The sequence below is a fragment of the Nonomuraea sp. LPB2021202275-12-8 genome (assembly GCF_037044575.1).
Lineage (GTDB): Bacteria > Actinomycetota > Actinomycetes > Streptosporangiales > Streptosporangiaceae > Nonomuraea.
In genome coordinates, this window is sequence record NZ_JBAHWD010000037.1 from 49,701 (window position 1) to 76,022 (window position 26,322).

The window sequence follows — 26,322 nt, forward strand, 5'->3', positions numbered from 1 at the left end:
CGCCAAATGTACGGAGAAACCCCCAATGCTGCTTGACCCTGGAATGGACCTCACGCTCCGCCCCATGCGCTACCCGGACTTCTACGAGCGCTACCGGGACGCGATCCGCAACACCTGGACGGTCGAGGAGGTCGACCTGCACACCGACCTGGCCGACCTGGCCAGGATGACCCCGCAGGAACGCCACCTGATCAACCGGCTCGTGGCCTTCTTCGCCACCGGCGACTCCATCGTCGCCAACAACCTCGTGCTCAACCTCTATCAGCACGTCAACGCCCCGGAGGCGCGCCTCTACCTGAGCAGGCAACTGTTCGAGGAGGCCGTGCACGTGCAGTTCTACCTCACCCTGCTGGACACCTACCTGCCCGACCCGGACGAGCGGGTCAAGGCGTTCGCCGCCATCGAGCACATCCCGTCCATCCGGGACAAGGCGGAGTTCTGCTTCAAGTGGATCGACTCCATCAACGGGATACAGCGCCTGGAGACACCCGGCGAGCGCAGGCAGTTCCTGCTCAACCTGATCTGCTTCGCCGCCTGCATCGAAGGCCTGTTCTTCTACGGCGCGTTCGCCTACGTCTACTGGTTCCGCTCCCGCGGCCTGCTCAGCGGGCTCGCCACCGGGACGAACTGGGTGTTCCGCGACGAGTCCATGCACATGGAGTTCGCGTTCAGCGTCGTGGACACGGTCAGGGCCGAGGAGCCCGAGCTGTTCGACGACGAGCTGAGCAAGCAGGTGACCCGCATGCTGGAGGAGGCCGTCGAGGCGGAGCTGGCCTTCGCCGGCGACCTGTGCGGCGACGGCATGCCCGGGATGAGCGTCGCGCAGATGCGCGCCTACCTGGAGTACGTCGCCGACCAGCGGTTGGCCAGGCTCGGCCTGTCCGCGAGATACGGCACCGCCAACCCGTTCGCGTTCATGGAGTTGCAGGACGTGCAGGAGCTGGCCAACTTCTTCGAACGGCGTGTTTCTGCTTACCAGGTGGCTGTTGAGGGCAATGTGAGCTTTGATGAGACGTTCTAGACATTTGGGGGCATGAGCGTGCAGTCGACGTCCGACTGGCTGATCCTCGCGGTTTCCGTCGCCGGAGCGATCCTCCTGGTGGAACTGTTCAGGCGAGTGCTGTCCAGAGTCGGGCGCAAATGGGACCTGGCTCGTCACCTCGTGGAGCGCTGCACCTGGCCGGCGTTCTCGGTGGCCGCCGTGATGTCGTTCAACATCGTGTTCGCGCCGAGGATGCTCGGCGACACGATGCAGGAGCGGGAGTTCGGCGCCGCGATCGAGCGGGTGGCCGGTCTGTTCACGATCGCGGCGCTGACCTGGCTGATCATCCAGGCCAGCTACGCCCTCACGGACGTCGCGCTGGACCGCCTGGTCCGGATCGAGGGGGAGCGCAATCGGCGGGCCCGGCGGATCATGACGCAGATCGGGCTGGTCCGCCGGGTCGCCACCGCGACCGTCATCGTGGTGGCCTTCGGCGCCATGCTGTTCTCCTTCCCGCAGGTGCGCGCGCTGGGAGCCGGACTGCTCGCCTCCGCGGGCATCGCGGGCGCGGTCGTCGGCATCGCCGCCCAGCCGACTCTCGGCAACATGCTCGCCGGCCTCCAGCTCGCCTTCAGCGACGCGCTCCGCCTGGACGACGTGGTCGTGGTCCAGGACGAGTGGGGCAGGATCGAGGAGCTCACGCTCACCTACGTGGTCGTGAGGCTCTGGGACGAGCGGCGCCTGGTCCTGCCCGTCTCCTACTTCACGCAGAACCCGTTCGAGAACTGGACCAGGCACGGCAGCCGGGTGATCGCCGTGGTCCACCTGAGAGTCGACTGGTCGGTGCCGGTCGACAAACTCCGCGAGGAGCTCTACCGGTTCATCCAGGGCAATCCGCTGTGGGACCAGAAGGACTGGACGCTCCAGGTCACCGACGTGCTGCCGAACGGCCTGGTGGAGCTGCGGGGCCTGATGAGCGCCGCGGACTCCCCGTCCGCCTGGGACCTCAAGTGCGACGTACGCGAGCACCTCGTCACCTACATCAGGGAGAACTACCCCGACGCGCTGCCCCGCTTCCGCGTCGAGACGCCTGAGACCCGCGCCGGGGTGCCCTGGCCGGACGCCGAACGCGGGTGAGCGGACGGCGCCGTTTTATTCGGTGGCACCCGAAGCGATCACGCGGCTACCGTGGACAGCGTCGGACGAACGGAAAGGCGGAGACGGTGAGCGAACTGAAGAACCTCGGCCCGTGCCCCCTTGACGCGGGGCCGGCTTCCGGCTGATCTCAACAGTCAGCAGGACGGCCGCCCGGGCATCCCCGAGGCGGTTTTTTCATGCACGGCCTTCCTCATCCACATCCGAGTGTGGGGCAGCTTGGTAGCCCGCCTGCCTTGGGAGCAGGAGCACCGCAGGTTCGAATCCTGCCACTCGGACCACGGCCCTGAAAGGAAAGGGCCGCGGGCTTCGGCCTGGCCGACGGGAATGGCGCCCCCCGGCCGGACGCGAGCCCTCGCCCCGGGCATGGCCCACGCCAGCCCGGCCCGGGGCCCAAGCCGCTCTGGCCCAACTGGCAGAGGCGCCGCCCTCAGGAGGCGGAGGTTCAGGGTTCGACTCCCTGGGGCGGCACCCCGTTGATCATTGCCGCCACGCCCAGCGTGGCGTCTCCATCACTCGCAAGATCGCTCCGTATAGTGATGCGCTGATGACACTTCGTGATCACGGGGGGAATATCATGAGAGGCACTCTTATGGCTGCCGGCGGCGCCGTGCTGGCCACTGCCGCGCTGGCCGCCGTCCTGGCGAGCCCGGCCACCGCTTACGCCAACGACCGCCACTCGGGGGAGAGCTGCAGCCTGGAGACGCAGGAGGTCAAGACCTGGCAGGAGGTGCGTGGCGACAAGGTGTCGCAGGGCACCCGTGACGCCGCCGCCTGCGCCGACCATGTCCGCCGTGACCACGACTACGACTACGGCAACTGGGTCAGGCGCGCCCTGGACAACGACGACTGGCGTCTCGACGACTGAACAAGCGGGCTTACCCAGCCTGACCGGTCCCGGAGCTCACATCCCGCGCTCCGGGACCGAACCCTTTTCCTGCCGCCTGCCGGTCACCCGCCGGCCTCCCAGACGGACTGGAACGCCGACTCGCTGATCTCGGTCAGCTCCCAGATCTCCAGCGCCTGGTCGGTGAGAAACCCGTGCTCGTCCTGCAGGTGGCGCCACCAGTAGAGGTGCACGCCGCGCTCGGCGTCGATCTCGATCTGCCGGATCGCCCAGTGCTCACCGTCGCCCTCGACGCTCTCGAACAGCCACACACCGCCGTCGTCGTCGTCCCCGCGCCAGTGCCGCCGCGGCAATTCGGACTCGCTCAGCTCGCGGATCATTGGCTGACGAAGATCTGGAAGCACGCCCCCACTCTAGGCCAGGGGCGTTGATCAGCTGACGAAGAGCTCGTCGATGGTGGTCGCGGTGGCGGCGCGCCGTACCCATTCCTCGAGCTGGTCGAGGTCGGTGCAGGTGGTGATGCGCGTGCGGGTGTCATCTGTCACGGGGATGCCGCGCGCCTGCAGCACGGTGAGTACCGCCTGCGCCTCCCCCTCGACCCTGCCCTCCGCCTTACCTTCGGCCTTACCCTCCGCCTTGCCCTCGGCCTTTCCTTCGACCATGCCGCGGCCGAAGTGCTCGCGGGCGAAGGGGCTGTAGACCGGCCAGGTGGTGGATGACATGAGCTCCTCCAAAATGCGACGGGCATCGGGCGAGGACAGGCGATATGCGTATTCATAGTACTGCGGAGCGTGTTCGTCGACGGCCTTCACCAAGGCCGTCCAGAATGTTTCGGTCACCTCTCGCCGGTGGCCGTGGGCCATCACCGACAAGGCGGCCAATTCGGGGGATTCGAAGGCTCTGGCAGTGTCGGTGATGGGTGGTATCTGGTCCGGGCCTACGACTCGCGCGTGGAGCACATAGCCCGGTAGCTTCGTGCGGATCGGTTGTGACGCCCATTGTGCGACCTTCGCGTTGGGCGTGAGCACCAGCAGTTCCACCTCGCAGTCCTCGCGGAGCCAGAGCGCCGCCGCGTAGCGGGCCCAGGTGATCGGCTTGGAGTCGACGATCTCGAGCTGAGTCTCGACAACGGCCGCGAAAGAGCGGTCGTGGCGTGGTCCGATGGTGACGACCGTGTCGGCCGCGCAGTCGCGCGATGGCCGATCGTTGAAGTCGGCCGCGGCCACTTCAACGCACGCGTCCTCGGGCATGTCGATGCCGAAGAGGTCGCGAAGGATCTCGATGGCGAACGCCGGGCGGTTGCGGAACAACTCGTTCAGCGTGTCATGGGTGACGGAGGGCATGTCACGGAACGTTAGCGCACTTATTCGATTAGTGATGGCCGGCAGGTAGAAGTCTTTCCCCCTCAGCGGTCCACGATCTCGTTCTTGCCGATGACCACGACCCCACCGCGGGTCAGCGCGAACCTGGTGCGGTCGTAGTCGAGGTCGAAGCCGATGCGTGCGCCGTCAGGGATGACCACGTTCTTGTCGATGATGGCCTTGCGGACGACCGCGCCCCTGCCGACCTTGACGTTCTCCATCAGGACCGAGTCCTCGACCAGCGAGTGGGAGTGCAGGACGACCTTCGGCGACAGGATGGACCTGATGGCCAGGCCGCCGGAGATGATCACGCCGGGGGAGACCAGCGAGTCGATGGCGCGGCCGACCCGGTCGCCGTCGTTGTGCACGAACTTGGCCGGCGGCAGCGGGTCGTGGCCGGTGTGGATGGGCCACTTGTCGTTGTAGAGGTTGAAGATCGGGTGGGCGGAGATGAGGTCCATGTGCGCCTCGTAGTAGGCGTCCAGGGTTCCCACGTCGCGCCAGTAGCCGCGGTCGCGCTCGCTGGAGCCCGGCACCACGTTGTGGGCGAAGTCGTAGACGTCGGCCCCGCCGGACTTGACCAGCATCGGGATGATGTTGCCGCCCAGGTCGTGCTTACTGGTGGGGTCGAGGGCGTCCTCGCGCAGCGCGTCGATCATCGACTGGGTCTTGAACACGTAGTTGCCCATCGAGGCGAACACCTCGTCGGGCGAGTCGGCCAGGCCCACCGCGTCCTTGGGTTTCTCCCTGAAGGCCACGATCCGGCGGCCCTGCGGATCGGTCTCGATCACGCCGAACTGGTCGGCCAGCGACAGCGGCTGCCGGATGGCCGCCACCGTCACGTCGGCGCCGGAGTCCTCGTGCTGGTCCACCATCTGCCGCGGATCCATGCGGTAGATGTGGTCGGCGCCGAACACGATCACGTGCTCGGGCATCTCGTCGTAGATCAGGTTGAGGTTCTGGAAGAGCGCGTCGGCGGAGCCGGAGAACCAGCGCGGGCCGAGGCGCTGCTGCGCGGGCACCGGGGTCACGTAGTTGCCGAGCATCGCCGACAGCCGCCAGGTGCGCGAGACGTGGCGGTCGAGACTGTGATTCTTGTACTGGGTCAGCACGACGATCTTGAGATAACCGCCGTTGGCCAGGTTGGACAGCACGAAGTCGATGAGCCGGTACATCCCCCCGAACGGCACCGCCGGTTTCGCCCGGTCCGCCGTGAGAGGCATGAGCCTCTTGCCCTCTCCACCTGCCAGCACGACCGCAAGCACCCTCCGGGACCTCATGCCCAGGACGCTACCCTCATTTGGCCGATCTATCGAAGAAACCTCGTCCGGCTCCCTCCCGTCGTGTCCTGTTCCCCTGAGATATGTACGGCCATAGCCTTGCGGCCGATCCTGGTGTCGGGGGCTTGTCGATGTGTCCGGGACCCGCTGCTTCCTCGTAAGGTCGTGTCATGCGTGTTGATCTGCTCAGCAGGGAGTACCCACCGGAGGTCTACGGCGGGGCCGGCGTGCACATGGAATACCTGGCCAGGCAGCTGCGGGAGCTGGCCGACGTGCGGGTCCGGTGTTTCGGGGCCGATCGTGACGAACCGGGCGTGTCGGCCTACCGGGTGCCCGGCGGGCTGGAGTCCGCGAACGCGGCCCTGCAGGTGCTCGGCGTGGACCTGGAAATCGCCGCCGCGTGCGAGGGTGCCGACGTCGTCCACTCGCATACCTGGTACGCCAACTTTGCCGGGCATGTCGCGAAGATGCTCCACGACATCCCGCACGTGATCACCACGCACAGCCTCGAGCCGCTGCGGCCGTGGAAGGCCGAGCAGCTCGGCGGGGGCTACACGATCTCGTCCTGGGCCGAGCGTACCGCCCTGGCCGCCGCCGACGCGGTGATCGCGGTGTCGGAGGGGATGCGGCGCGACGTGCTGGCCGCCTACCCGCAGATCGACCCGGCCAGGGTCAGCGTCATCCACAACGGCATCGACACCACCGAGTACGCCCCCGACGACGGCCACGAGATCCTGGAGAAGTACGGCATCGACCCCGGCAGGCCGTACGTCATCTTCGTCGGGCGGATCACCCGTCAGAAGGGGCTGGTCCATCTCCTGCACGCGGCGCGGTCCTTCGCCCCCGACGCGCAGCTCGTGCTCTGCGCGGGCGCGCCCGACACCCCGGAGATCGCCGCCGAGGTGGCGGGGCTGGTGCGCGGCCTCGACCGCGAGGGCGTGTTCTGGATCTCCGAGATGCTGCCCAAGCGCCAGGTCATCCAGCTCCTCACGCACGCGGCCGTGTTCGTGTGCCCGTCGGTCTACGAGCCGATGGGCATCGTGAACCTGGAGGCGATGGCGTGCGAGACGCCCGTGGTCGCCACGGCCACGGGCGGCATCCCCGAGGTGGTCGCCGACGGCGAGACCGGCTTGCTGGTGCCGATCGACCAGGGCCCCGACGGTACCCCGCACGACGCCGACCGCTTCGCCGCCGACCTCGCCGCGCGGGTCAACGCCCTGCTGGGCGACCCGGCGCGGGCCACGGCCATGGGCCGGGCGGGCAGGGACAGGGCGGTGGAGCACTTCTCCTGGGAGCGGATCGCCCGCCGCACCGCCGACCTCTACGCCTCACTGCGCTGAGCGCCTCGATTGGGTCTTGTCGCGGCCCGTATTCAGGCTCACCCTGAATACAGGAGGCAGTGAGATGTCGCACCCGCTCGGAGTCAGCCGCCCGGATCTCGAAATCGCCGACCTGCCCACGCCGGAGGAGGTCTTCAAGGTCTCCAGGATCGGGCCGGTGCAACTGTTCAAGTATGCCGTCGGGCCGAGCCTGATCGCCCTCGGCATCTCCATCGGCAGCGGCGAGTGGCTGCTCGGGCCACTGAACGTCGGGCAGTACGGCTTCGTCGGCGTCGGCTGGGTCATCCTGGTGTCGGCCATCCTGCAGACGTTCTACAACGTCGAGTGCTCCCGCTACGTCATGGCGACGGGGGAGACGCCGGTGGTCGGCTGGGGCCGGGTGCCGCCTGGGTGGCGGCTCTGGATCCCGCTGTCGGTCCTCATCGTCATCTTCGCCTTCATCGCCGGCGGCTGGGCCGCCTCGGCCGGGCAGGGCGTGTACGCGCTCATCCACGGCACGGTGCCGCCCACCGGGGCCGAGGAGCCACGCCTGTGGGCCATCGCCCTGCTGCTCCTGGTCTTCGCGATCACCGCGCTGGCCCGCCGCATCAGCCGTGTGCTGGAGCTGGCCAACTGGCTGATGGTGAGCGCCATCCTCATCGCCCTGCTGGTCATCGACCTGTTCGTGGTGCCGTGGGAGCTGTGGTGGGAGGGCATCCGCGGCTTCTTCACCCCCGCCGCCCCGCCTGCCGGGATCACCGCCACCCAGCTCGGCGCGCTGGCCGGGTTCACCGCCCTGGCCTCCGGCCTCAACTGGTACGTCATGGGCCACTACCGCGACAAGGGCTACGGCATGGGCTACCGCGCCGGGTTCATCTCCGGGCTGCGCGGCGAGCGGCGCGAGATCCTGGCCAGCGGCGTCACCTTCCCCGACAACGACCTCAACCGCGGGCTGTGGCGCAGGTGGTACCGCCTGCTGATGGTGGACATGTGGGGCGTGTTCTTCGTCGGCGCCATTCTCGGCATGCTGCTGCCCACGATCCTCATGTCGCAGGCCGTCGCGCTTTCCGGCGAGAAGCCCACCCGGGCGAACGTCCCCACGTTCGTCGCGGCCGCGCTCGGCGACGAGTACGGGCGCGGGATGTTCTACGTGGCGCTGGTGCTGGGGGTGGTGATCCTCTTCTCCACGCAGCTCGGCATCTTCGAGGCGATGGTGCGGGTGACCACCGACGCCGCCCACGCCACCAGCCCGCGCCTGCGCCGCCTGGTGGAGGGTGACCCGCGCCGGTTCTACTACCCGTTCATGATCATCCTGCTGGTGATCATCTCCATCGTCATCCACGCCAGCTTGCCGGTCGCGCTGGTGGAATGGTCGGCGAACATGTCCAACCTGGGTGCGCTGATCTACCCGTTCTTCCTGATGTATCTCAACAGCAAGCTGCCCCGGCCCGCCCGGCCGCGGCCCTGGCACTATGTCATCCTCGTGCTGAACTTCCTGTTCTTCGGGTTCTTCTTCGTCAACTTCATCGCCGACTTCGTCGGCGAGCCGCTGATCACCTTCTGACGCGGTCGTACCTGATCGGGCGGGGTTTTCCGTCCCGCCGCACGGGAGTGCGGCGGGACGGCTTTCACTTGACGGTTTCGAGGACGACGAGCGGGATCTGCCGGTCGGTCTTCTTGGTGTACTCGTCGTAGTCGGGCCAGGTGGCGGCCATCAGCCGCCAGAGCTCCGGCCGCTCCTCCTCGGTGGCCGTGCGGGCACGGGCCTTGAACTTCTCGCCCTTGACCTGCACCTCCACCTCGGGATTGGTCCGCAGGTTCTTGTACCAGTCGGGGTGGTCGGGGTCGCCGCCCTTCGACGCGACCACCACGTGGGCGTCGCCGTGCTTCTGGTAGATCAGCGGTGTCGTGTATGGCTTGCCGGACCTGCGGCCCTTGGTGGTCAGTAGAAGGACCGTGGTGTTGTTCCAGTCGTGTCCCTCCGCGCCGTCGGTCTCGCGATAGCGCTGGACGTGTTCCTTGCCGTAGAGCATGTGAGGTCGCCTACCCCGGCGGCGCGTGGCCTCACCGTTACGCTCCGGGCCTGTACGAAGAGTTGAAGGGCGTGGCACACTACAAATCTGAAAGCGCTTACACAGCATTGTGAAAGCGCTTACAGGAAAGGCGGAGTCTTGGTTGACGTGACCATCTACGAGGTGGCCCGGCGAGCCGGGGTGTCGATCGCGACCGTGTCCAGGGCGCTGCGCGGCACCGGTCCCGTCGCCGCCAGGACGCGCGAGAAGGTGCTCAAGGCGGTCGAGGAGCTCAACTTCACGCCCAGCCGCCTCGGCGTCAGCCTCGCCGAGGGCCGCCACGCCGCCAACGGCATCGTCTTCCCCGACCTGGCCGGTCCCTACTACACGCAGGTGCTGCTCGGCTACGAGGAGGTCGCCTCCGAGCTGGGGCGGTCGGTGGTGATCCTGTCCACCAAGGGGCGCACCCGGGTGCACGAGCTCGTCAGGGATCTGGCCGGGCGGGTCGACGGCCTTCTGGTCTTCGGCCACACCGTCTCCGACGCCCAGGTCGCGGAGCTGGTCGGCGTCGGCATGCCGCTGGTGTTCGTCTCCCGTGAGCCGCTGCCCGGCGCCGACACCCTGCGCAGCGAGAACACCGCCTCGGCCCGGGCGCTCGCCGGTCACCTGCTCGGCCACGGCTACGAGCGATTCACCTTCCTCGGCGCCCCGCTGGCGACCGGCGACGACGTGGACGAGCGCTGGCAGGGCGTGCGCTCGGTGCTCGGCGGTGCGATCGAGGCGGTGCCCACCGGCGAGTACACGGTCGAATGCGGCTACGACGCCGCCCTGCGGCTGCTGCGCTCGGCCGCCAGGCCGCGCGCCGTGGTGTGCTCCGACGACGAGGTGGCGCTGGGCGTGCTGCTCGCCGCCGAGGAGCTCGGCCTCGCCGTGCCCGACGACCTGGCCGTGACGGGATGGGACGACATCATGGCCGCCCGCCACGCCCGTCCCGCCCTTACCACGATCCGCCAGCCCATGCGCGAGCTGGGAGCGCGTGCCGCGCGGGCGCTCGACGAGCTGATCACCGGCGCCCGCGACACCCCGGCCCACCTCGTGCTGACCACCGAGCTGGTCGTGCGCGCCAGCTGCGGTCACCACCACCAGGAGGAATGCACGTGAACACCACCCCCCGGCGCGCCGCCGCCGGTCTGCTCGCCATGGCGTTACTGGTCACCGGCTGCGGGCGCGACGCCGGTCAGACCCCCGAACAGGCCCAGGACGTCACCACGGGCGCGCTCAGCGGCCAGATCACCGTCTGGGCGATCGGCGAGGAGGGTAAGGCGCTCGGCGCCTTCGCCAAGGAATTCGAGACCGCCAACCCCGGCGTCAAGGTGAACGTGACCCCCATGGGCTGGGACGTCGCCCACGACAAGATCACCTCGGCCGTGGCGGGCGACGCCACCCCGGACATCAGCATGATCGGCTCCACCTGGGCGGGCGAGCTGTCCAAGACCGGCGCCCTCGACCCCACGCCCGGCAACCTCTTCGACAAGGCCGACTTCTTCCCCGGCGCCTGGCAGACCGTCGACGTGGGCGGCACGGCCTACGGTGTGCCGTGGTACGTCGAGACCCGCGTCCTGTTCTACCGCACCGACCTGGCGGAGAAGGCGGGCGTCGAGCCGCCGAAGACGTGGGAGGAGCTCAAGACCTTCGCCCGGGCGCTGAAGGAGAAGGGCGGCGCGAAGAAGGGCTTCAACCAGGGCTACCTCGAAGGCTCCTGGCAGGAGGTGGTGCCCCTGATCTGGCAGGCGGGCGGCGAGATCGTCAAGGACGGCCGGTACACCTTCGACACGCCCGAGGCGGTCACCGCGCTCAAGCACTACGCCTCCCTGTTCACCGAGAAGCTGGCCCCGAACGACACCCCCAGGGGCGCCTTCCCGCAGAACTTCATCAAGGGCGAGGTCGGCGCCTTCTTCCTCGGCCCGTGGATGCTCGGGGTGCTCGACAACGACGGCGGCCCGGGATTCAAGGACAAGTTCGACGTCGCCCCCTACCCCAAGGGACCGGTGTCGGCCACCAGCTTCGTCGGCGGCTCGGACCGGCGGCGCCCTTATCATTGCCGATCACCCCTGTCCTGGACCACTTGACGACCGTGACCTGCGGCTCAGCGCCAGTAGTTGCCCGGCGAGTACGCCAAGCCCCGCTCGATCAGCTGCGGCAGGTTCCCGATCCGCGCGGCGGCGACGCGGTGTCCGCCCACGCGCTGGCCCTCGATCCTGACGATCACGGCGGGCCGCCGTCCTGGCGCGGGGCGCGGTCCTTCACCGCCGTCGCCGAATGGATCGCCGATGCCCCCTGCCCAGGTCCAGGCCACGCTGGAGGTCCGGCACGACCCCATGGCTGGCGCCGACACCTGCGCCTGGACCGCCCGATGGCCCTGGGCCCATCAGGTCATCACCGCCCTGGACCGGCGTCATCCAGGCTGAGGCGCTTTAGCGGGCGACGCCAATTACTAAGCGTGTTCGTCAAGAATCCGAACGTAACCCTGTCGAGGATTCTGCAAAAATGGTGCATAGAAGCATCTGATGATCGAAAATACAAGTCTTGATCATCGCCAAGTTTTGCCTCAATCTTAGGCGGCGGACGCGTCGAACCACCGGAATTTAAATGACTACTCAATGGAGTTGTCGTTCCAGTCATGCCTTAGGTGGTTCACGCATCTCCGCTAGCTTTTGTATTGCCTCATCCCCAAGCAGGAAAGGGCCGAATGAAGATTCGCCTAGTAGCCGCTGCATCTTTAGCCGCAGCTTTCGTCTTATTCCCGAGCATCGCCAGCGCCACCGATACCCCTTCGCCGGCTCCTGAATCCACCTCGGCACCGTCCCTGGCGGGCACCACAGCGCAGGTCCTAACCCGGGACCAGCAGCCGAAACCGAACCGCCCCACTCTAGACAAGCTGTCCGAGGAGGCACGCGCGCAGGGTATTACCCTCAAACAGGCGCTTGACCAGTACGCCGCCGAAGCCGAGAAGAACAACCCCGGCATCCAGAGCGCCTTGCCCGACGGGCCGGTACCCGACCCGATAATCAAGATCGACGGAATCCCTTTCGCCGAACTGATCGACCTCAACCGTATTGCTACCGGCAAGGGCATCACCCTCGAAGAAGCCATCGACCGCTACGCCTGGGCGCCAACCGTCAACGATGTCGCGGTGCAGTTGACGAAAAAATTCCCCGATGAGGTCGCTGGATTCTCTCTCGTAAATGACGGCCGGACCCTCCGCATGGGCTTCAAGGGAGAAGTCCCATCGGAAGCTGCGGAAATCGCGAGGACCCTTCCGGGCGAGGTAGTGCTCATCAAGAACAGAGGGTTCTCTGAAGCTGAACTCAAGGAGGTCGGCATCAAGCAGCGGGAAGCTCTCGCTGCCCGGCCTGACGTGGAGATGGTTAAGAGAAGTTACGACACCGAGTCGGGAGCGATCATACTTGAGATTCAGCCGAAAAAGTCGATCCGCAGCATAGATTACGACCGTCTTCGCACCGAGCTGCAACCCGCGCCGTCGGCAAATCCCAGCATAACCTTCCAAGTCACGGTAGTTGACGATCTAGGGATCAAGCCAGTGGACAACTATATCCGTGGAGGAGGATATGGGGTTTTGAACGGCGCCCCCTATTGCACGATGGGATTCAACGTCATTAGCAACAGTGGGGTGAAAGGCATCACGACGGCGAAGCATTGCGCCGACGATGGCGCCCGGTACCTCACATACGAAAATCATTCTAACTATGATACCAACAGGACGACAGTAAGCCGAATGTTCCGCGCGTCAGGGTACGACCTAGCTCGATACCAAGGGGGGGACCTAACCTATACGCGCACCTTCTACTATGAGCTCAATTTGCCGCGCTACGCCACCATGATGAGCGTGCCCCTGGTTACCGGCATACCTATGTGTTCGTTCGGGCGCACCAGCGCAGAAGCAGGCCTCGGAGCACGCTGCGGAGAAGTCACCGCAGTGAGCGAAGGATGGGATACAGGATACGAAGACAACTATAAAACAAACTACCCTATGCGCCATGGCGACAGCGGCGGGCCCGGCTACTTCGCAAGCAAGGCTTACGGGATCACCTACGCTACCGGCGTTGACGGCGCTAATGAATCATGGCATGCCAAGGTGGCAAACATGACTAAGTCGGACGGCTTCGGTTCCACCTGGCAGGTCTGGACATGTGAGACTTGCTGACAAACACGCTGAATGTCACTCCAGATTGCCGGAGGATCGGGATGTGACGTGCTGCGACATGGTGTCCTGCGGTTGATCTAGCCGGGAGGATGCGCTGGCTGAGACCGGCACATCCTCCCGGCTAGATCTTAAGCCCATATGAGACCTGTCGGTTGAAGCGCGTCGGCCTATCCTGGAGCGGCAGGGCCGATCCCCTTTTGGCATTTCGGTCAAACGTATTGGGTGTTCGACCAACTCGTGATTTACTGCAGCTATGACTCCATCACGCCAAGGCAGTACAATTTTATCTCGGCTGCCACTTCTACTGCTCGCACTTCTCTCATGCATTACCACAGCGTGCTCAGAATCTCCCGATAGATACGCAGTGGACGATCGCCCGCTTATTGTCACGCACACCATAAAGCGTCATATGGCGGCCAGTCTTACTGCCACTCTGGATTACGATGCCACCCACAACTGTTTGACGCTTACATTCGGTTCACCCCCACAGCATGTTGTTCCGGTATGGCCTAAAGGCGCTGAGCCTGTGGTTGCTGAAGGCAAACGTGGCATCGAGATACCGCCGATAGGGCGAATCCTGCAGGGTGATCGGCTCGTCCTCATGGGCGGATTCATCAAATGGAGCGACAGCGCGCCATTCAGCGTACAGGTTGGCAACGCTGCCGAATGTCTCAAAATCGATCCTGAGGGCACGGGTTTTCGCATAGGGCCCATAATCTCCGTTAATGGCAGGCCGTACCCTGAGAGGTAGAGAGCACGGCCCGGCGTAGCGGTGTGCCGGCGCAACTCATCGGTCCGCATGGGCGATGACCAATTCAGGTCCGGTGGTGAACGCGACGCCGACGGACGGCCTCGGACACCATGGCCATCAGCGCCACTTTGCCGGGGCCCTGAGGTGCCGGGCGGTTGCTTCGCCGCACGTGCCTCCCTTAGCCGGCGAGTTCGAGCCCATCTGGGCTAAGCTCCATGCCGGTAATGGCCACGCGCGGGTCGTGGCCAGTGGGGTGCAGCACCACGCGAACCTCAAACTCTGCGAGCATTTCCCGCTGCTTGACGGAATCTCCTGCGTCCCATTCCTGGGCTATCGTCCGGCCGGTGGGTACCATTCGCATTCCCGGCTTGCGTTCCGGTAGCGCCTTCAGCGCCGCGATTTCCTCCCGAGCCGCCGATATTCGGTGCGGTACCACTCCGCTTCCTCTGGGTCGTCGTATAGCCCGGCTTGGCGGTCCTCGCGCAGCCGCGTGCGTGTAGCCTTCAACTCCGCGATTTGGGCAGCGTGCCCGGTGCCGGGATCGTAGACTTTTCGCATGACCTCTCCAGAGCCGTACCGGGAGAGGAACCATTTGCTTACGAGGGCATCCAATGCCGCGATCGGCATGAAGGGAGCGGGCTTGCAATGCGCCGACGCGGGAATCCCGCGTACCCGCGCGGTGCATCCGTACCGACCGGTGACGTAGAGCCGCGCCCCGCAGTTACCGCAAAACGCGATACCCGCCAGCAATTGTGTGCTCTTCGGCGCGCGGCTTCCACTTCGTTTCGGTGCAGTTTTCTTGACGAGCGCGTCATGGGTCGCCCGATCCCACAACGGATTTGCGATGCGGACGGGCCGTCCGTCAGGGCCAATCACCGGCCTCAAATTGTGCATGAGATATCCGAGAGCGGCCTCGCTGCACAAGATGTACTTGACTGCTTTCGCCCTCCATGGCCTGTCCTTCGTTGGACGGCCATATAGTTGGGCGCGCCGATCGGACGGGCAGGGAATCCCTTCGCGTGTCAGACGTGCCGCCTCTGTCGCACATGTGATTTTCCCCGTCTCGTCCGACAGAATTCGCTGCGCCACTTCCCGAATAATCTGTGCGGCTTCGGGATCGATCGCTATGTGATCGATTTTTGCCGTTGGGGCGAGGCGGATATACATGTACCCATACGACGGGCGTTGTCTGGGCTCTCCTGCTGCCCGTGCGCGTAGCGCTTCGTCGCGGTTGCGTTTTTGGATCATACGCAGTTCCATTTGCGACCCCCACGCCTTTATCAGCCATTCGTTTTCCTGGTTCGGGTCGCTGAAATCCCAAACCCCCACGTGATCGGCCGTAACGATAACGCGATCCTGATCGGTCAATAGAGCCTGCGTGTTCAACGTGTCCCACGTTGCGCCCGACACGATCGACGGTGGCCGCCGCGATACCGTCATACGGCCCCATCTCTCCCCGCAGCCACGGCCTGAACCCCCGCCGCGTCAACGGGTCTGTGGCACCGGAGACCTCCCAGTCATCCGCCCACGCCACGATGTGCCCCCCGACATCCGCTGCGGCCCGTAGGATCTGGTCTCCCTGGCGCTGCGGGCTACTGGTGGCGTCGGTCTTCCTGCTCAGCCGCCGCACCCCCACCAAGCAGCGCCCGCACCCGTCGTACTCCGTCGTGAGCATGTCTTCCATGGTGCCCCGCTTCCTCTGTGTGGATAGCGGAAGCAGCCGCGCTGCAGGGGATCCCGCGCGAGCTGTACGAGGCCGCCGAGGTGGACGGGGCCGGGCGGTGGCAGCGGTTCAGGTCGGTCACGCTGCCGCAGCTCCGGCCGGTCATCCTGTTCTGCTCCGTCTACAGCTCGACCGGGTTCCTGCAGTTCCTGGAGGAGCCGCTGATCATGACCGGGGGCGGTCCGCTGAACTCCACGATGTCGGCCTCGCTGGCCATCTTCCGGCAGTTCGGCGTGGGCAACTACGGCTACGCCAGCGCCGCGGCCACCGTGCTGTTCACGGTGATCATCGCGCTGGCCGTACTCCAGCTCAGAATCGGGAGGGCACGGTGAGGCGGACGCGCAAGCAGAACCTGATCACCTACCTCGGGCTCGGAGCCGGGCTGCTGCTGGCCGTCGGGCCGTTCCTGTGGGCGGGGCTCAGCTCGTTCAAACCGGAGGCGGAGATCCGCCGCGACCCGCCCACGTTCTGGCCCGAGACGTTCACCCTGGGCAACTACGCCGAGCTGCTGGAGCGGGTGCACCTCGGCCAGGCGTTCGTCAACAGTGTGATCGTGGCGCTGGCGATCGTGGCGGGCAACCTGATCTTCTGCTCGATGGTCGGCTACGGCTTCGCCAAACTGCGCTTCCGGGGATCCCAGGCGGTCTTCGGGCTGGTCCTGGTGCAGATGGCGGTGCCGGCGATCGTGCTGATGATCCCGCAGTTCGTGCTGATCGCCAGGCTCGGCATGGTCAACACCTTTCTCGGCATCATCCTGCCGGGGCTCGTCACGCCGCTGGGCGTGTTCATGATGCGGCAGTTCATCGCCGACCTGCCCGACGAGCTGATCCATGCCGCCCGGGTGGACGGGGCGGGGGAGTTCAGGATCTTCGCCCGGATCGTGCTGCCGCTGTGCAGACCCGCTATGGCCACGCTCGGGCTGATCACCTTCCTGGGAGCGTGGAACAACTTCCTCTGGCCGGCCGTGGTGGCGCAGTCGGAGGACGTCTACACCCTGCCCGTGGCGCTGAACATCCTCAACGGGCACGAGGGCACCCACTACAACCTGCTGGTCGCGGGCGCGATGATCGTGGTCGCGCCGGTCCTGGTGCTCTTCGTGTTCCTGCAGCGCTTCTTCATCCAGGGCATCGCCACCTCCGGACTCAAGTAGAGGAGCATCCCCATGCGCGCAATCGTCCTGTCCGGGATCCTGGTCCTCGCGCTCGCCGTGCCGGGCACGGCAAACGCCGAAAAATCGGGAAATTCCACGTTATACAGGTACGCGAAGGACACGTGGCGGTCCATGGACGCCATGGTCGACCCCGGCACCGGCGTGCCCGCCGACAAGGTGACCGGCGACCTCAGGACCCGGGCCAAGGTCACCTCGCCCACCAACGTCGGCACGTACATCTGGAGCACGCTCACCGCCCGCGACCTGCGCATCATCAGCCGCCACGACGCCGCCGCCCGGGTCGGCAAGGTGCTGACCGCGCTGGAGCGGATGGACCGCCACACCCCGACCGGCCAGTTCTACAACTGGTACGACCCCGCCACCCTCCAACTGGTCCGCACCTGGCCCGAGAACGGGGACCCCGTCCGGCTGTTCGCCTCCAGCGTCGACAACAGCTGGCTGGCCACCGCGCTGATGATGATCCGCACCGCCGTGCCGCAGCACGCGGCCCGCGCCACGCGCCTGGTCACCTCGATGAACTTCGCCTCCTACTACGACCCCGCCGCCCGCCCCGACGCGGGCACCGGCCTGATGCGCGGCGGCTTCTGGCCGGAGCGGCCCGAGGGCTGCTCGGTCGAGAGCGACTACGCGGGCACCGGCACCGTCGTCCACTCCACCTGCCACCACTACGGCGCGCCCGCCGAGACCCGCATCGGCCAGTACGTGGCCATCGCGCTCGGCCAGATCCCGCGCGAGAGCTACTTCGGCCCCTACCGCACCTTCCCCGACAACGCCTGCGACTTCGGCTGGCAGGAGCAGAAGCCGGTCGGGTCGTGGCAGCGGCACCTGGGCGTCAACGTCTGGGAGGGCACGTACGGCTACCGCGGCATGCGCTACGTCCCCAACTGGGGCGGCTCGATGTTCGAGGCCCTCATGCCCGACCTGGTGGTGCCCGAGGCGTCCTGGGCCAAGCGGAGCTGGGGGCGCAACCACCCGGTGTTCGTCCGCGCCCAGATCGAGCACGGCATGAACGAGGCCGCGTACGGCTACTGGGGCTTCTCCCCGTCCAACGACCCGCACGGCGGCTACCGCGAGTACGGCGTGGACCAGCTCGGCATGGACGAGCCCGGCTACACCTCCGACCGCGAGCGCACCGCCACCGACCCCGGCTACGAGGGCTGCCGCCCCGCCCAGCCGGCGCCGACGACCTTCGGCGACGGCGTCGTCACCCCGCACGCCAGCTTCCTGGCCCTGCCGTACGCCCGTAGTCAGGCCATGGGCAACCTGGCCAAGCTGCGCGCCGACTTCGACGCCTACGGCCCCGGCGGCTTCTACGACGCCGTGGCCGTCCGCTCCGGCGTCGTGTCGAAGTGGTATCTCGCCCTCGACCAGGGCATGGTCATGGCCGCTCTCGGCAACGTGCTCGCGGACGGCAACATGCACCGCTACTTCGGCACGCGCGCCGTCGAGGCCAGACTCCGCCCGGTGATGGCCCTCGAGGAGTGGGCCGTCGTCCCAGCCGCCAACTGACCGTCCAGCAGATCGGGGACCCTGAATGAGCACGGCCGACGCACGTCGTGACTGGCAGGCACGCATCCACCGGGCCTCGGGCGGCCTGACACCGGCCGCCCCGCCCGCCCTGGCCCCACCCACGGGCCTGCGGGCACACCCGGGCGCGGGCCACGTCACCCTCACCTGGGACCCGGTCCCCGGCGCGGCCGGCTATCTGGTGTCCCGCGACGGCCGCCCGGCCGACCAGCCCGACGTCGACGTCACCGCGGTCCCGGCCTGCCGCTACGTGGACACCGGCCACGGCCCGGCCGCCTACACGGTCGCGGCCCTCACCTCCATGGAGACCCCCGGCCCGGCCTCGCCCCCCGTCACCGCCGCCCCGGGGGAAGGCCACCTCCCGGCCACCGCCGAGGTCCGGGTCGACGCCCGGACCGTCACCCGGCCGCTGCCTCGCCCCTGGACCGCGATGGTGGGCGCCGAACACCTGTCCCACCTGCTCAGCCAGGACAGGACCGGCGGCCGGCCGATCGGCGAGGAACTGGCCGGGGCCCTGCGGACCGTCCGCGCCGAACTGGGCGTGCGGACGGTCCGCGCCCACGCGATCCTCTGCGACGACCTGGGCGTCTACAAGGAGGTCGGCGGGCGCCCTGTCTACGACTTCACCAAGGTGGACCAGGTCTACGACACCGTCCTGGGCCTCGGCCTGCGGCCCGTCGTCGAGCTCGGCTTCATGCCCCGCGACCTGGCCGCGGACGCCTCGCGGCGGGTCTTCGGCTACGAGGCGATCATCTCGCCGCCGAAGGACTACGAGGCGTGGGGCGACCTGGTCCGGGCCCTGGTCGAGCACCTGGCCGGCCGGTACGGCATTCAGGAGCTCGTCGACCACTGGGCCTTCGAGGTCTGGAACGAGCCCAACCTCGCCGTCTTCTGGTCCGGCACGCCCGAGGAGTACTTCCTCCTGTACGACGTCAGCGCCGCCGCGGTGAAGAACGTGCACCCCGACCTGCGCGTCGGCGGCCCGGCCTCGGCGGCGAACGGCTGGGTCGAGGAGCTGCTCGCGCACGTTGCCGGGTCGGGCGCGGCGCTCGACTTCGTCTCCACGCACACGTACGGCAACGCCCCGCTCGACTGGCGTCCGGCCCTGGCCAGGCACGGCAGGCAGGGCACCCCGATCTGGTGGACGGAGTGGGGCCCCACCCCGACCCACTTCCACGGCATCGGCGACGGCCCGTTCGGGGCGACGTTCCTGCTGCACGGGATGAAGTCGGCGGCGGGCAGGCTGGCGGCGCTGTCGCACTGGGTGGCCTCCGACCACTTCGAGGAGCTCGGCCGGCCGCCCCGGCTGTTCCACGGCGGCTTCGGCCTGCTGACCGTCGGCAACCTCCGCAAGCCCCGCTTCCACGCCCTCACGCTGGCGGCCCGGCTCGGTGACGACGAGCTGGCGGCGACGGTGGACGGCGACGCCGCGGGGGTGGAGGCGTGGGCGGCCAGGCACGAGGACGGCCGGGTCGGCGTGCTCGTCTGGAACGGCACCCTCAACCAGGCGCAGGCGGGCGGCGCCCCCGAGCTGGCCCGCACGGTGTCCCTGACGATCTCCGGCCTGGACGGCGACCACACGCTCACCCACCACCGCATCGACCAGCGGCACTCCAACATCGAGGCGGTCTGGCAGTCGATGGGCGGCGGCGACTGGCCCGACGCCGCCCGGTGGGCCGACCTCCACGCGGCCAACGGGCTCGACCAGCTCGTCCCCGCCACCAGGGCCGCGGCACCGGGCGGCGTGGTACGGCTGGAGTTCGAGCTGCCGATGCCGGGAGTCTCCTTCGTCGAGCTGACCCCCTGAAAGATCGCCCGCCGTGGGGCCGGTTCTGTACGGCGGGGCGCGCTGGTGAGAGCCTTTCCCCATGAACGATCCGGCAGGGGCGCTCGCTGCCCGCATCGAGGAGTTCGAGCGGGCCGCCGACCCCGGGCTGGTGATGGACGACGCGGCGTCGGCCGACGCCGAGCAGGCGATGCGCGGCTGCGCCGGCGACCTGACCGACGCCGCGACCTGGCGCCTGATCGGGGTGCTGCACCTGGCCCGCTACCGGCTGGGGGCGCCTGGCGGCGAGGGGGAGGCGGCGGTGGCGGGCGTGTTCTTCGCCGCCGTGGCCGTGCTCGATCCGGCCGGGCTGCCGGCGAAGCTGCGCGGGCCGCACCTCCCCTCGGCCGACACGCCCGAGACGTGGGCGGCGCTGGTCGAGGAGGTCCTGCGCCATGTGGATCCGGACGGCTACCCGCACGTCGGGCTGCTCCTGCACGCCCTGATCCGGCGCGCCGTCAGAACGCCGTCGGAGCAGGCGTGCGACCGGCTGGGTGAGGTGCTGCTGCAGGAGGCCACGGGCGCCGCCTGGGCGCCGGAGGCGCTGTCGATCCTGGGCGGCGGGCTGATGCGGCTGTTCGGCACCACCGGCCGGCCGGAGGCGCTCGACGACGCGATCCACGTGCACTTCCGGGCCGCGCTGGCGGCCTCCGGCAACACCCGCCACCTGGCCGATCTCGCGGCGGCGCTGGGCCTGGCGGCGCCCGGCGACGACGAGCTGATCGGCGCCTATCTGGCGGCCGCCCAGCGGCGGGCGGGCAGCCAGGAGCGGTCGCAGGCCCTGCTGGTCCTGCTCGACCTCGCCCAGGCCCGGGCGGCCGAGTCGTGTGTCGACGCCGACCTGCTGGGGTTCATCCGGGCGGGACAGGCCGCGCTCGACTTCTGGCACGAGGCGCGGGCCCATCCGGGCGTCCTCGCCGGCTACGCCGCCGGGCTGGTCGAGTGGTACGTCGTCACCGGGGACGAGCGGTCGCTGGAGGCGGCCCGCGAGATGCTGGAGGCGCTCGGCGCACCGGCGCAGGAGGTTCCCGAAAGGCTCGGCCGTGATCCGGTGGCCCGGCTCGACCTGCTCGCCAACCGGCGCTGGCGGCGCTGGCGGGTGGGGGACGACCCGGCCGACCTGGAGATCGCGATCCAGACCCTGCGGCAGGCTGCGGCCCGTGCCTACGCCGGGCATCCCGACCGCCCCAGGGTGCTCGCCAACCTGGCCAACGCCCTGGTCCATCGCGCCATCCGGGGAGGCCACCCCGGCGAGGCGATCGCCGCGGCGCGCTCGGCCGTCGCGGCGTGCGGCCCGGACGACCCGCTGCGCCCGAACGCCCTGCTTCTCCTCGGCCAGGCTCTGCGGCTGGATCTGAGCATGAGCGCCGCCGACGAGGCCGTCGCCGCGCTCCGCGAGGCGCTCGAACAGGAGCAGGCGGAGCCGTTCCAGGCCGAGGCGCACGCCCTGGTCTCCGAGGTGCTGCGATGGCGGGCGATGGCGGGCGAGGAACGGCAGGAGGCGGACCTGGACGACGCCGTGCTGGCCGCCCGCCAGGCCGCCGACGCGGCGGCCAAGAGCTCGCACAACCAGCCGGTGACGATGGGCGCGCTCGCCAAGGCGCTGCTGCTGCGGTTCACCGTGCGCGGCGACACCGGCGACCTCGCCGAGGCGCTGGTGCTGGCCAGCAGCGCCCCGCAGAGCGACCTGGAGCTGCGCTCCCAGCTCGGCCGGGTGCTGGAGGCCGCCGACCGGCTGCCCGGCGCTCCGGGCGAGCACCTGGCGCAGGCGGCGACGCGGCTCGCCCTGGTGTCCGACGACGAGGAGGCGGCCCGCGTCCTGCTCCGGATCGGCGAGCGGCACGCCAGGGCGGCCGGCGAGGCCGGCCCGTTCCTGGCGGCCACCGCCGTCCAGCTCGCCGAGCGCGAGCGGTTCCGGCTCGCGATCGAGCTGCTCGAACGGGCCGGGCCGGTGTTCGCCGCGGCGGGCGATCCGGCCGAGGCGGCGGACGCGCTCTCGCGGATCGGCCGCCACCACGAGGAGCTCGGCGAGTGGGAGCAGGCGCTGCGCGCCTTCGAACGGTCCGCCGCCGCCTACCGCGATCTCGGCGAGAGCCTCCCGGAGGCGTCGCAGGCAGGCCACATGGGGGCCGTGGCGGCCAGGGCGGGCGAGCCGCGCCGGGCCATCGAGTTCCACCTGCGCGCCGCCGACCTGTGCGGGCGGGCGGGCCTGGCCGGGCAGGAGGCGACCCACCGCGGCCACGCGGCCGGTGCCGGCCTCGCCGCGGGCGATCACGCCGCCGCGCTGGAGTGCGCGGGCCGGGCCCGCGAGCTCCACCTGGCGGCCGGCGAGACCGAACGGGCCGCCACGGTTCTGATCAGCGGCGCCAGAGCCCACGCGGGGCTGGGAGACCTGCCCGCCGCCGCCGAACTGATCACCACCTGCGCGGCCGAACTCGAGGCCATCGGCGCCTGGGACGACGCCTGCCAGGCGCTGGACTCCCACGCGCTGCTGCTGTACGCGCTCGGCCATCCGGACCACGCCGCGGCCTGCGAGGCGAGCATCGTCGACATCGTGCGCCGCCGAGGGCAGCGGCTCGACCCCGCCGACGAGTGGTTCCACATCGCCCGCCGCCGCCGTGCCCGCGGCGACCTGCCCGCCGCCAGACGCGCGTTCGAGCTGGCCGAACGCGCCTACAACACGCTCGGCCACGCCGACGGCATAGCCTCCGTCCGCTACAACCTCGGCGCCCTCGGCCATGGCGAGAACGCGGCGGAGCAGGCGGCTCAGGACTTCGGGACGGCCGCCGAGGCGTTCGCCCGCCTCCAGATGCCCGTCCGGGAGGCCGCCGCCCGCACCATGCGCGGCGCCTGCCTGACCGAGCTGGGCCGCTTCGACGGCGCCTCGGCCGAGCTCGGCAGGGCGCTGGAGCTGGCCGCCGGCGAGACGGACCTGGCGGCGCTGTTCTCCGTCACCCTGGCCCAGGCCGAGCTGTCGATGGCTGCCGGCCGGCTGCCCGAGGCCGAGGAGCGCCTGTTCTCCGCGCTCGGGACGGCCGCCGCCGACCCGGTGCGCGAGGCGATCGTCCGCGAACGGATGGCGCTGCTGGCCGCGCGCACCGGCGACCCGGAGGGCGAGATCGAGGCGCTCGGCATGGCCGCCGCGGGCTTCCGCGCCGGCGGCAGGCCCCACCTCGGCGCCCTCGCCGCCATCCGGCTCGGGCTCGCCCTCGAAGAGCTCGGCGACCTCGCCCGTGCCAGGACGGCGCTGGAGGAGGGACTCGCCGGCCTCGGGCCCTCGCCGGCGCGGCCACCCGCCGACGCGCCGTACGAGCTGATGGCGGCGCGTGACCCGGACCCGTGGGTGCTGACCCGTCTGGCGGCGATCCAGCTCGCGCTCGGCGAGAGCGCGCGCGGCCGCTCCACCCTCGCCCGGGCCCTCGCGGCGGCTCGCCGGGGCGCCGGCCCGTCCCTCGCGGACGAGCTCGCCGAGCGGTTGCGCATCGAGGAGGCCGAGGCGGCCGGAGACCTGGCCGGCGCGCTGGCTCTGGCCAGGCAGGCGCTGAAGGCCGACGACGACCCGCCGCGCCGCTCCCGCCTGCTGTCCAAGCTGGCGAGGCTCACCCTCGACGCCGGCGAGCCCGCCGCCGCCCGCGACCACGCCATCCAGGGGCGCGACCTCGGCGACGGCCACCTGGCCGAGCACCTCGTCAACCTCGGCGCGGCCACCCGCGCGCTGGGCCACACGGACGAGGCCATCGACGTCCTCACGCAGGCCGTGAGCCTCGCCCGCGCGTCCGCACGGCCCACGGCGCCCTCCGGCGCGGAGGGTGGTGCGGGCCCGTCCTCGCCATCGGGAGACGGCGCGGCTCCGCCGGTGGGGGACAGGGCCTGGGCGTCGTGGTCCGGTGCGGCGGCGTTACCGGTACGGCTCGTCGAGGCGCTCGGCGCGCTGGGGCAGGCGCTGGCGGACGGCGGCCGGTGGGCCGAGGCCGACGCGGCCCTGGCCGAAGGGCTGATGCTGACGACCGAGCCCGCCTGGCGTGCCATGCGAGCCGGCCTGCTGGCCGGCCGTGCCCGGCTACGCCTGCAGCGGGGAGGCCTGGAGGGGGCGGCGGCGGGGTTCCGGGAGGCGATGGGCATCAGGGAGGCGCTCGGCGAGCCGGCCGCGCTCGCCGACGACTACCTCGGCCTCGCCCGGGTGCACGCCTTACGCGGGGAGGAGGCGCAGGCCGTGCGGCTCGTCAAGCGCGGCCTGGAGGTCGACCGAGCCCGGGGCCGCCGGCGTGCCGCCGTGATCGGCATGATCAATCTGGCCCGCCTGGAGGAGCCGGAGGGCGCCAGGTCCTGTCTGGGAGAGGCACTGGCACTCGCGCAGCGGATCGGGCACCGGCAGGGGCAGGGAGTGGCCCTCGGCGACCTCGGCGCGCTGGACGTCCGCGCCGGAGAGCACGCCCGCGCGCACGAGCGCACGTCGGTGGCCATCGAGCTGCTCCAGGAGCAGGGACACGCCCGCGAGCTGGCACTCGCCCATCACCACAGGTCCACCGCCGCCGAGCACCTCGACGACCTGCCCGGCGCCCTGCTGGACGCCGAACACGCCTGCGAGCTGTACGAGCAGGCCGCCGACCGGCCGTCAGTGCTGGACCTGATCGAGCCGTACGAGCCGGGTCGCGGCGGGGCGGTGGACGTGTCGGCGCTGCGGGGCAGGGCCGCGGAGCTGGCCGTGCGGCTGGGGAGGGCGGCGGTGGCCTGGGCGCACGTGGAGCGGGCCAAGTCGCAGGCCTTGGCCGCTCAGCTCGGACGGGATCCGAGGGCCTCCTGGCAGGCGGCGGTTCCGGGAGCGACCGGCGTAGGCGGGCGCTTCACGGCGGAGCGACTCCAGGCCCTGGTCACGCCCGGCCTCGCGACCGGCGCTGAGGTCCGGCCCAGCACGAGTGCCACGACGGCCCCCGGGGAGGGCGCCGCCGTCGGGCTGCTCGGCTTCTACGTCGGCGACGTCGGCGAGGGCGACGTCACGGTGCTCGCGCACCGCACCGGCTGGGAGGAGCCGCGCGCCTTCGCCACTCTGGCCGGACGCGACCTGCTGGCGGAGTTCGCCGGCGGCGGGCTGGGTGGACCGCTCGGCGACGGAGGGTCCCGGCATCGGGCGGACAACTGGCGGTTGCTCGCCGATCTGCTGCTGGGCGACGCCCTCGACGCGCTCGGCGACGACCTGGCCGTGCTGTACCTGATCCCTCACGGCGACCTGCACGCCATGCCCCTGCACGCGCTCGCTCCCGGCGGGCGGCTGCTGCTCGAACGCTTTCCGGTGGCGTACGCGCCGTCCGCGGCGATGCTGGCACGCCGGACGCGGCGAGCCGGGGCGGCCCGCTCCCTGGTGCTGGGGTTCGGCGCGGACGCCGGGGAGGCGGCCGCGTTCGAGCGCGAGGCGGCGGACGTCGCCCACCTGCTGGCCGCCGGCCGCGACCCCGGTTCGCAGACCGGCGGGGGACCGCGTACGGGGCGGCTCGCCACCGCGGCCTCGCTGGAGGGCGCCTGGGACGTGGTGCACCTCGCCTGCCGGGCCGCGATCGACGGGGGCGACGCGTTCGGCTCCGGCATCCGGCTCGCCGACGGCCTGCTGACCGCGCGCACGATCATGGACATGCGGATCGACGCGGAGCTCGTCGTACTCGGCTCGTGTGAGGACGCCGTGCCGGCAGGCAGCCGGCCATCGGGAGGCGAGGGACCGGCCGGGGGCGGACCGGCCCACGGCGCGGCGCCTGGTGGGCCCCGCAGCGCTGCGGCGCACGGCGTGGCGGCGCTCGGCCACGCACTCCTCCACGCCGGAGCCCGCAGCGCGCTGCTGCCGCTGTGGCCCGTGGCGGCCGAGGTGTCGCGAGCGCTGCTGCTCTCCTTCCACGCCAGGCTCGCCGAAGGCGCCGGGCGGGCCGCCGCGCTCAGGGAGGCGACGCTGGAGTCACGCGAGGTGCACGGCTCCGCCCGCCCGGAGCTGTGGGCGCCGTATGTCCTGGTGGGCCTGGCCGCCTGAGAGACCGGCGACGACCGTCCCGGCGGCCATGAGGACACCACCCGCGGCCGATCCGTCGCGTCGGAGCGCGGCAATCATGACGCGCGGCTGCCTCCTCGCCATGGCCATGCCCGCTCCCACCCGGGAACCAC

At 69.7% G+C, this 26,322-nt stretch carries 20 protein-coding genes and 2 tRNA genes; 16 read left to right on the top strand and 6 right to left on the bottom strand.

Features of this window, described 5'->3' with window-relative positions:
• Positions 1 to 25 precede the first annotated feature (25 nt).
• The 5 genes from V5E28_RS40785 to V5E28_RS40805 all read left to right on the top strand — a co-directional run bounded on the left by V5E28_RS40785 (position 26) and on the right by V5E28_RS40805 (position 3,005).
• Entirely contained in the window at positions 26 to 1,021 is a 996-nt protein-coding gene (locus V5E28_RS40785) for a ribonucleotide-diphosphate reductase subunit beta (protein WP_336215174.1), read from the top strand.
• Between the two features lie 12 nt (positions 1,022 to 1,033).
• Complete coding sequence (locus tag V5E28_RS40790) at positions 1,034 to 2,119, top strand: mechanosensitive ion channel family protein (protein WP_336215175.1); 1,086 nt, start codon at positions 1,034 to 1,036, stop codon at positions 2,117 to 2,119.
• A 221-nt stretch (positions 2,120 to 2,340) separates the two neighbouring features.
• A tRNA-Pro gene (locus V5E28_RS40795) sits at positions 2,341 to 2,418 on the top strand.
• A 116-nt stretch (positions 2,419 to 2,534) separates the two neighbouring features.
• A tRNA-Leu gene (locus tag V5E28_RS40800) sits at positions 2,535 to 2,608 on the top strand.
• Positions 2,609 to 2,714: 106 nt separating this feature from the next.
• The gene (locus V5E28_RS40805; RefSeq protein WP_336215177.1) at positions 2,715 to 3,005 is read left to right on the top strand and encodes a hypothetical protein; all 291 of its coding nucleotides are present in this window, start codon (positions 2,715 to 2,717) and stop codon (positions 3,003 to 3,005) included.
• Between the two features lie 83 nt (positions 3,006 to 3,088).
• On the opposite strand, the gene V5E28_RS40810 is transcribed toward V5E28_RS40805, so the two are convergent.
• The 3 genes from V5E28_RS40810 to glgC form a co-directional block, all read right to left on the bottom strand.
• Complete coding sequence (locus V5E28_RS40810; RefSeq protein ID WP_336215178.1) at positions 3,089 to 3,364, bottom strand: hypothetical protein; 276 nt, start codon at positions 3,362 to 3,364, stop codon at positions 3,089 to 3,091.
• A gap of 51 nt (positions 3,365 to 3,415) precedes the next feature.
• On the bottom strand, positions 3,416 to 4,327 hold the full coding sequence (locus tag V5E28_RS40815; RefSeq protein ID WP_336215179.1) for a hypothetical protein: 912 nt from the start codon (positions 4,325 to 4,327) through the stop codon (positions 3,416 to 3,418).
• Positions 4,328 to 4,389: 62 nt separating this feature from the next.
• The gene (glgC, locus tag V5E28_RS40820; RefSeq protein ID WP_336215181.1) at positions 4,390 to 5,625 is read right to left on the bottom strand and encodes a glucose-1-phosphate adenylyltransferase; all 1,236 of its coding nucleotides are present in this window, start codon (positions 5,623 to 5,625) and stop codon (positions 4,390 to 4,392) included.
• Positions 5,626 to 5,795: 170 nt separating this feature from the next.
• Between glgC and glgA the strand changes: the two genes are divergently transcribed.
• Together glgA and V5E28_RS40830 are read left to right on the top strand one after the other, a co-directional pair.
• On the top strand, positions 5,796 to 6,965 hold the full coding sequence (gene glgA, locus V5E28_RS40825; protein ID WP_336215182.1) for a glycogen synthase: 1,170 nt from the start codon (positions 5,796 to 5,798) through the stop codon (positions 6,963 to 6,965).
• Positions 6,966 to 7,029: 64 nt separating this feature from the next.
• Complete coding sequence (locus tag V5E28_RS40830) at positions 7,030 to 8,508, top strand: Nramp family divalent metal transporter (RefSeq protein ID WP_336215183.1); 1,479 nt, start codon at positions 7,030 to 7,032, stop codon at positions 8,506 to 8,508.
• Positions 8,509 to 8,572: 64 nt separating this feature from the next.
• Here V5E28_RS40830 and V5E28_RS40835 read toward each other — a convergent pair whose 3' ends face one another.
• Complete coding sequence (locus V5E28_RS40835; RefSeq protein WP_336215184.1) at positions 8,573 to 8,977, bottom strand: nitroreductase family deazaflavin-dependent oxidoreductase; 405 nt, start codon at positions 8,975 to 8,977, stop codon at positions 8,573 to 8,575.
• A gap of 147 nt (positions 8,978 to 9,124) precedes the next feature.
• Between V5E28_RS40835 and V5E28_RS40840 the strand changes: the two genes are divergently transcribed.
• Positions 9,125 to 10,117: a LacI family DNA-binding transcriptional regulator gene (locus tag V5E28_RS40840; protein WP_336215226.1), complete on the top strand. Its 993-nt coding sequence runs from the start codon at positions 9,125 to 9,127 to the stop codon at positions 10,115 to 10,117.
• On the top strand, positions 10,114 to 11,085 hold the full coding sequence (locus V5E28_RS40845; RefSeq protein WP_336215185.1) for an extracellular solute-binding protein: 972 nt from the start codon (positions 10,114 to 10,116) through the stop codon (positions 11,083 to 11,085). The genes V5E28_RS40840 and V5E28_RS40845 overlap by 4 nt, the downstream gene beginning before the upstream one ends.
• Before the next feature lie 17 nt (positions 11,086 to 11,102).
• On the opposite strand, the gene V5E28_RS40850 is transcribed toward V5E28_RS40845, so the two are convergent.
• Entirely contained in the window at positions 11,103 to 11,225 is a 123-nt protein-coding gene (locus V5E28_RS40850) for a hypothetical protein (RefSeq protein WP_336215186.1), read from the bottom strand.
• A 61-nt stretch (positions 11,226 to 11,286) separates the two neighbouring features.
• On the opposite strand from V5E28_RS40850, the gene V5E28_RS40855 reads away from it, so the two are divergent.
• Positions 11,287 to 11,424, top strand: a complete 138-nt coding sequence (locus V5E28_RS40855) for a hypothetical protein (RefSeq protein WP_336215188.1) — start codon at positions 11,287 to 11,289, stop codon at positions 11,422 to 11,424.
• A 281-nt stretch (positions 11,425 to 11,705) separates the two neighbouring features.
• A complete protein-coding gene (locus V5E28_RS40860) occupies positions 11,706 to 13,181 on the top strand; it encodes a S1 family peptidase (protein WP_336215190.1) in 1,476 nt (491 codons plus the stop codon).
• 1,138 nt (positions 13,182 to 14,319) lie between these two features.
• On the opposite strand, the gene V5E28_RS40865 is transcribed toward V5E28_RS40860, so the two are convergent.
• Positions 14,320 to 15,372, bottom strand: a complete 1,053-nt coding sequence (locus tag V5E28_RS40865) for a hypothetical protein (protein ID WP_336215192.1) — start codon at positions 15,370 to 15,372, stop codon at positions 14,320 to 14,322.
• 261 nt (positions 15,373 to 15,633) lie between these two features.
• On the opposite strand from V5E28_RS40865, the gene V5E28_RS40870 reads away from it, so the two are divergent.
• The 5 genes from V5E28_RS40870 to V5E28_RS40890 all read left to right on the top strand — a co-directional run bounded on the left by V5E28_RS40870 (position 15,634) and on the right by V5E28_RS40890 (position 26,191).
• Entirely contained in the window at positions 15,634 to 15,987 is a 354-nt protein-coding gene (locus V5E28_RS40870) for a carbohydrate ABC transporter permease (RefSeq protein WP_336215194.1), read from the top strand.
• A complete protein-coding gene (locus V5E28_RS40875) occupies positions 15,984 to 16,805 on the top strand; it encodes a carbohydrate ABC transporter permease (RefSeq protein ID WP_336215196.1) in 822 nt (273 codons plus the stop codon). The genes V5E28_RS40870 and V5E28_RS40875 overlap by 4 nt, the downstream gene beginning before the upstream one ends.
• Before the next feature lie 12 nt (positions 16,806 to 16,817).
• Positions 16,818 to 18,335: a glucoamylase family protein gene (locus V5E28_RS40880; RefSeq protein ID WP_336215198.1), complete on the top strand. Its 1,518-nt coding sequence runs from the start codon at positions 16,818 to 16,820 to the stop codon at positions 18,333 to 18,335.
• A 25-nt stretch (positions 18,336 to 18,360) separates the two neighbouring features.
• Positions 18,361 to 20,160 (top strand): GH39 family glycosyl hydrolase, encoded by a 1,800-nt coding sequence (locus V5E28_RS40885; RefSeq protein ID WP_336215200.1) that lies wholly within the window; start codon positions 18,361 to 18,363, stop codon positions 20,158 to 20,160.
• Between the two features lie 61 nt (positions 20,161 to 20,221).
• Complete coding sequence (locus V5E28_RS40890) at positions 20,222 to 26,191, top strand: CHAT domain-containing protein (protein WP_336215202.1); 5,970 nt, start codon at positions 20,222 to 20,224, stop codon at positions 26,189 to 26,191.
• The last annotated feature ends 131 nt before the right edge of the window (positions 26,192 to 26,322 follow it).

Excerpts from the sequence above, each read along its gene's own strand:
- V5E28_RS40785 (WP_336215174.1), top strand. The coding sequence starts at position 26 with ATGCTGCTTGACCCTGGAATGGACCTCACGCTCCGCCCCATGCGCTAC.
- V5E28_RS40790 (WP_336215175.1), top strand. The coding sequence starts at position 1,034 with ATGAGCGTGCAGTCGACGTCCGACTGGCTGATCCTCGCGGTTTCCGTC.
- V5E28_RS40805 (WP_336215177.1), top strand. The coding sequence starts at position 2,715 with ATGAGAGGCACTCTTATGGCTGCCGGCGGCGCCGTGCTGGCCACTGCC.
- V5E28_RS40810 (WP_336215178.1), bottom strand. The coding sequence starts at position 3,364 with ATGATCCGCGAGCTGAGCGAGTCCGAATTGCCGCGGCGGCACTGGCGC.
- V5E28_RS40815 (WP_336215179.1), bottom strand. The coding sequence starts at position 4,327 with ATGCCCTCCGTCACCCATGACACGCTGAACGAGTTGTTCCGCAACCGC.
- glgC (WP_336215181.1), bottom strand. The coding sequence starts at position 5,625 with ATGAGGTCCCGGAGGGTGCTTGCGGTCGTGCTGGCAGGTGGAGAGGGC.
- glgA (WP_336215182.1), top strand. The coding sequence starts at position 5,796 with ATGCGTGTTGATCTGCTCAGCAGGGAGTACCCACCGGAGGTCTACGGC.
- V5E28_RS40830 (WP_336215183.1), top strand. The coding sequence starts at position 7,030 with ATGTCGCACCCGCTCGGAGTCAGCCGCCCGGATCTCGAAATCGCCGAC.
- V5E28_RS40835 (WP_336215184.1), bottom strand. The coding sequence starts at position 8,977 with ATGCTCTACGGCAAGGAACACGTCCAGCGCTATCGCGAGACCGACGGC.
- V5E28_RS40855 (WP_336215188.1), top strand. The coding sequence starts at position 11,287 with ATGCCCCCTGCCCAGGTCCAGGCCACGCTGGAGGTCCGGCACGACCCC.
- V5E28_RS40860 (WP_336215190.1), top strand. The coding sequence starts at position 11,706 with ATGAAGATTCGCCTAGTAGCCGCTGCATCTTTAGCCGCAGCTTTCGTC.
- V5E28_RS40865 (WP_336215192.1), bottom strand. The coding sequence starts at position 15,372 with ATGACGGTATCGCGGCGGCCACCGTCGATCGTGTCGGGCGCAACGTGG.
- V5E28_RS40880 (WP_336215198.1), top strand. The coding sequence starts at position 16,818 with ATGCGCGCAATCGTCCTGTCCGGGATCCTGGTCCTCGCGCTCGCCGTG.
- V5E28_RS40885 (WP_336215200.1), top strand. The coding sequence starts at position 18,361 with ATGAGCACGGCCGACGCACGTCGTGACTGGCAGGCACGCATCCACCGG.
- V5E28_RS40890 (WP_336215202.1), top strand. The coding sequence starts at position 20,222 with ATGAACGATCCGGCAGGGGCGCTCGCTGCCCGCATCGAGGAGTTCGAG.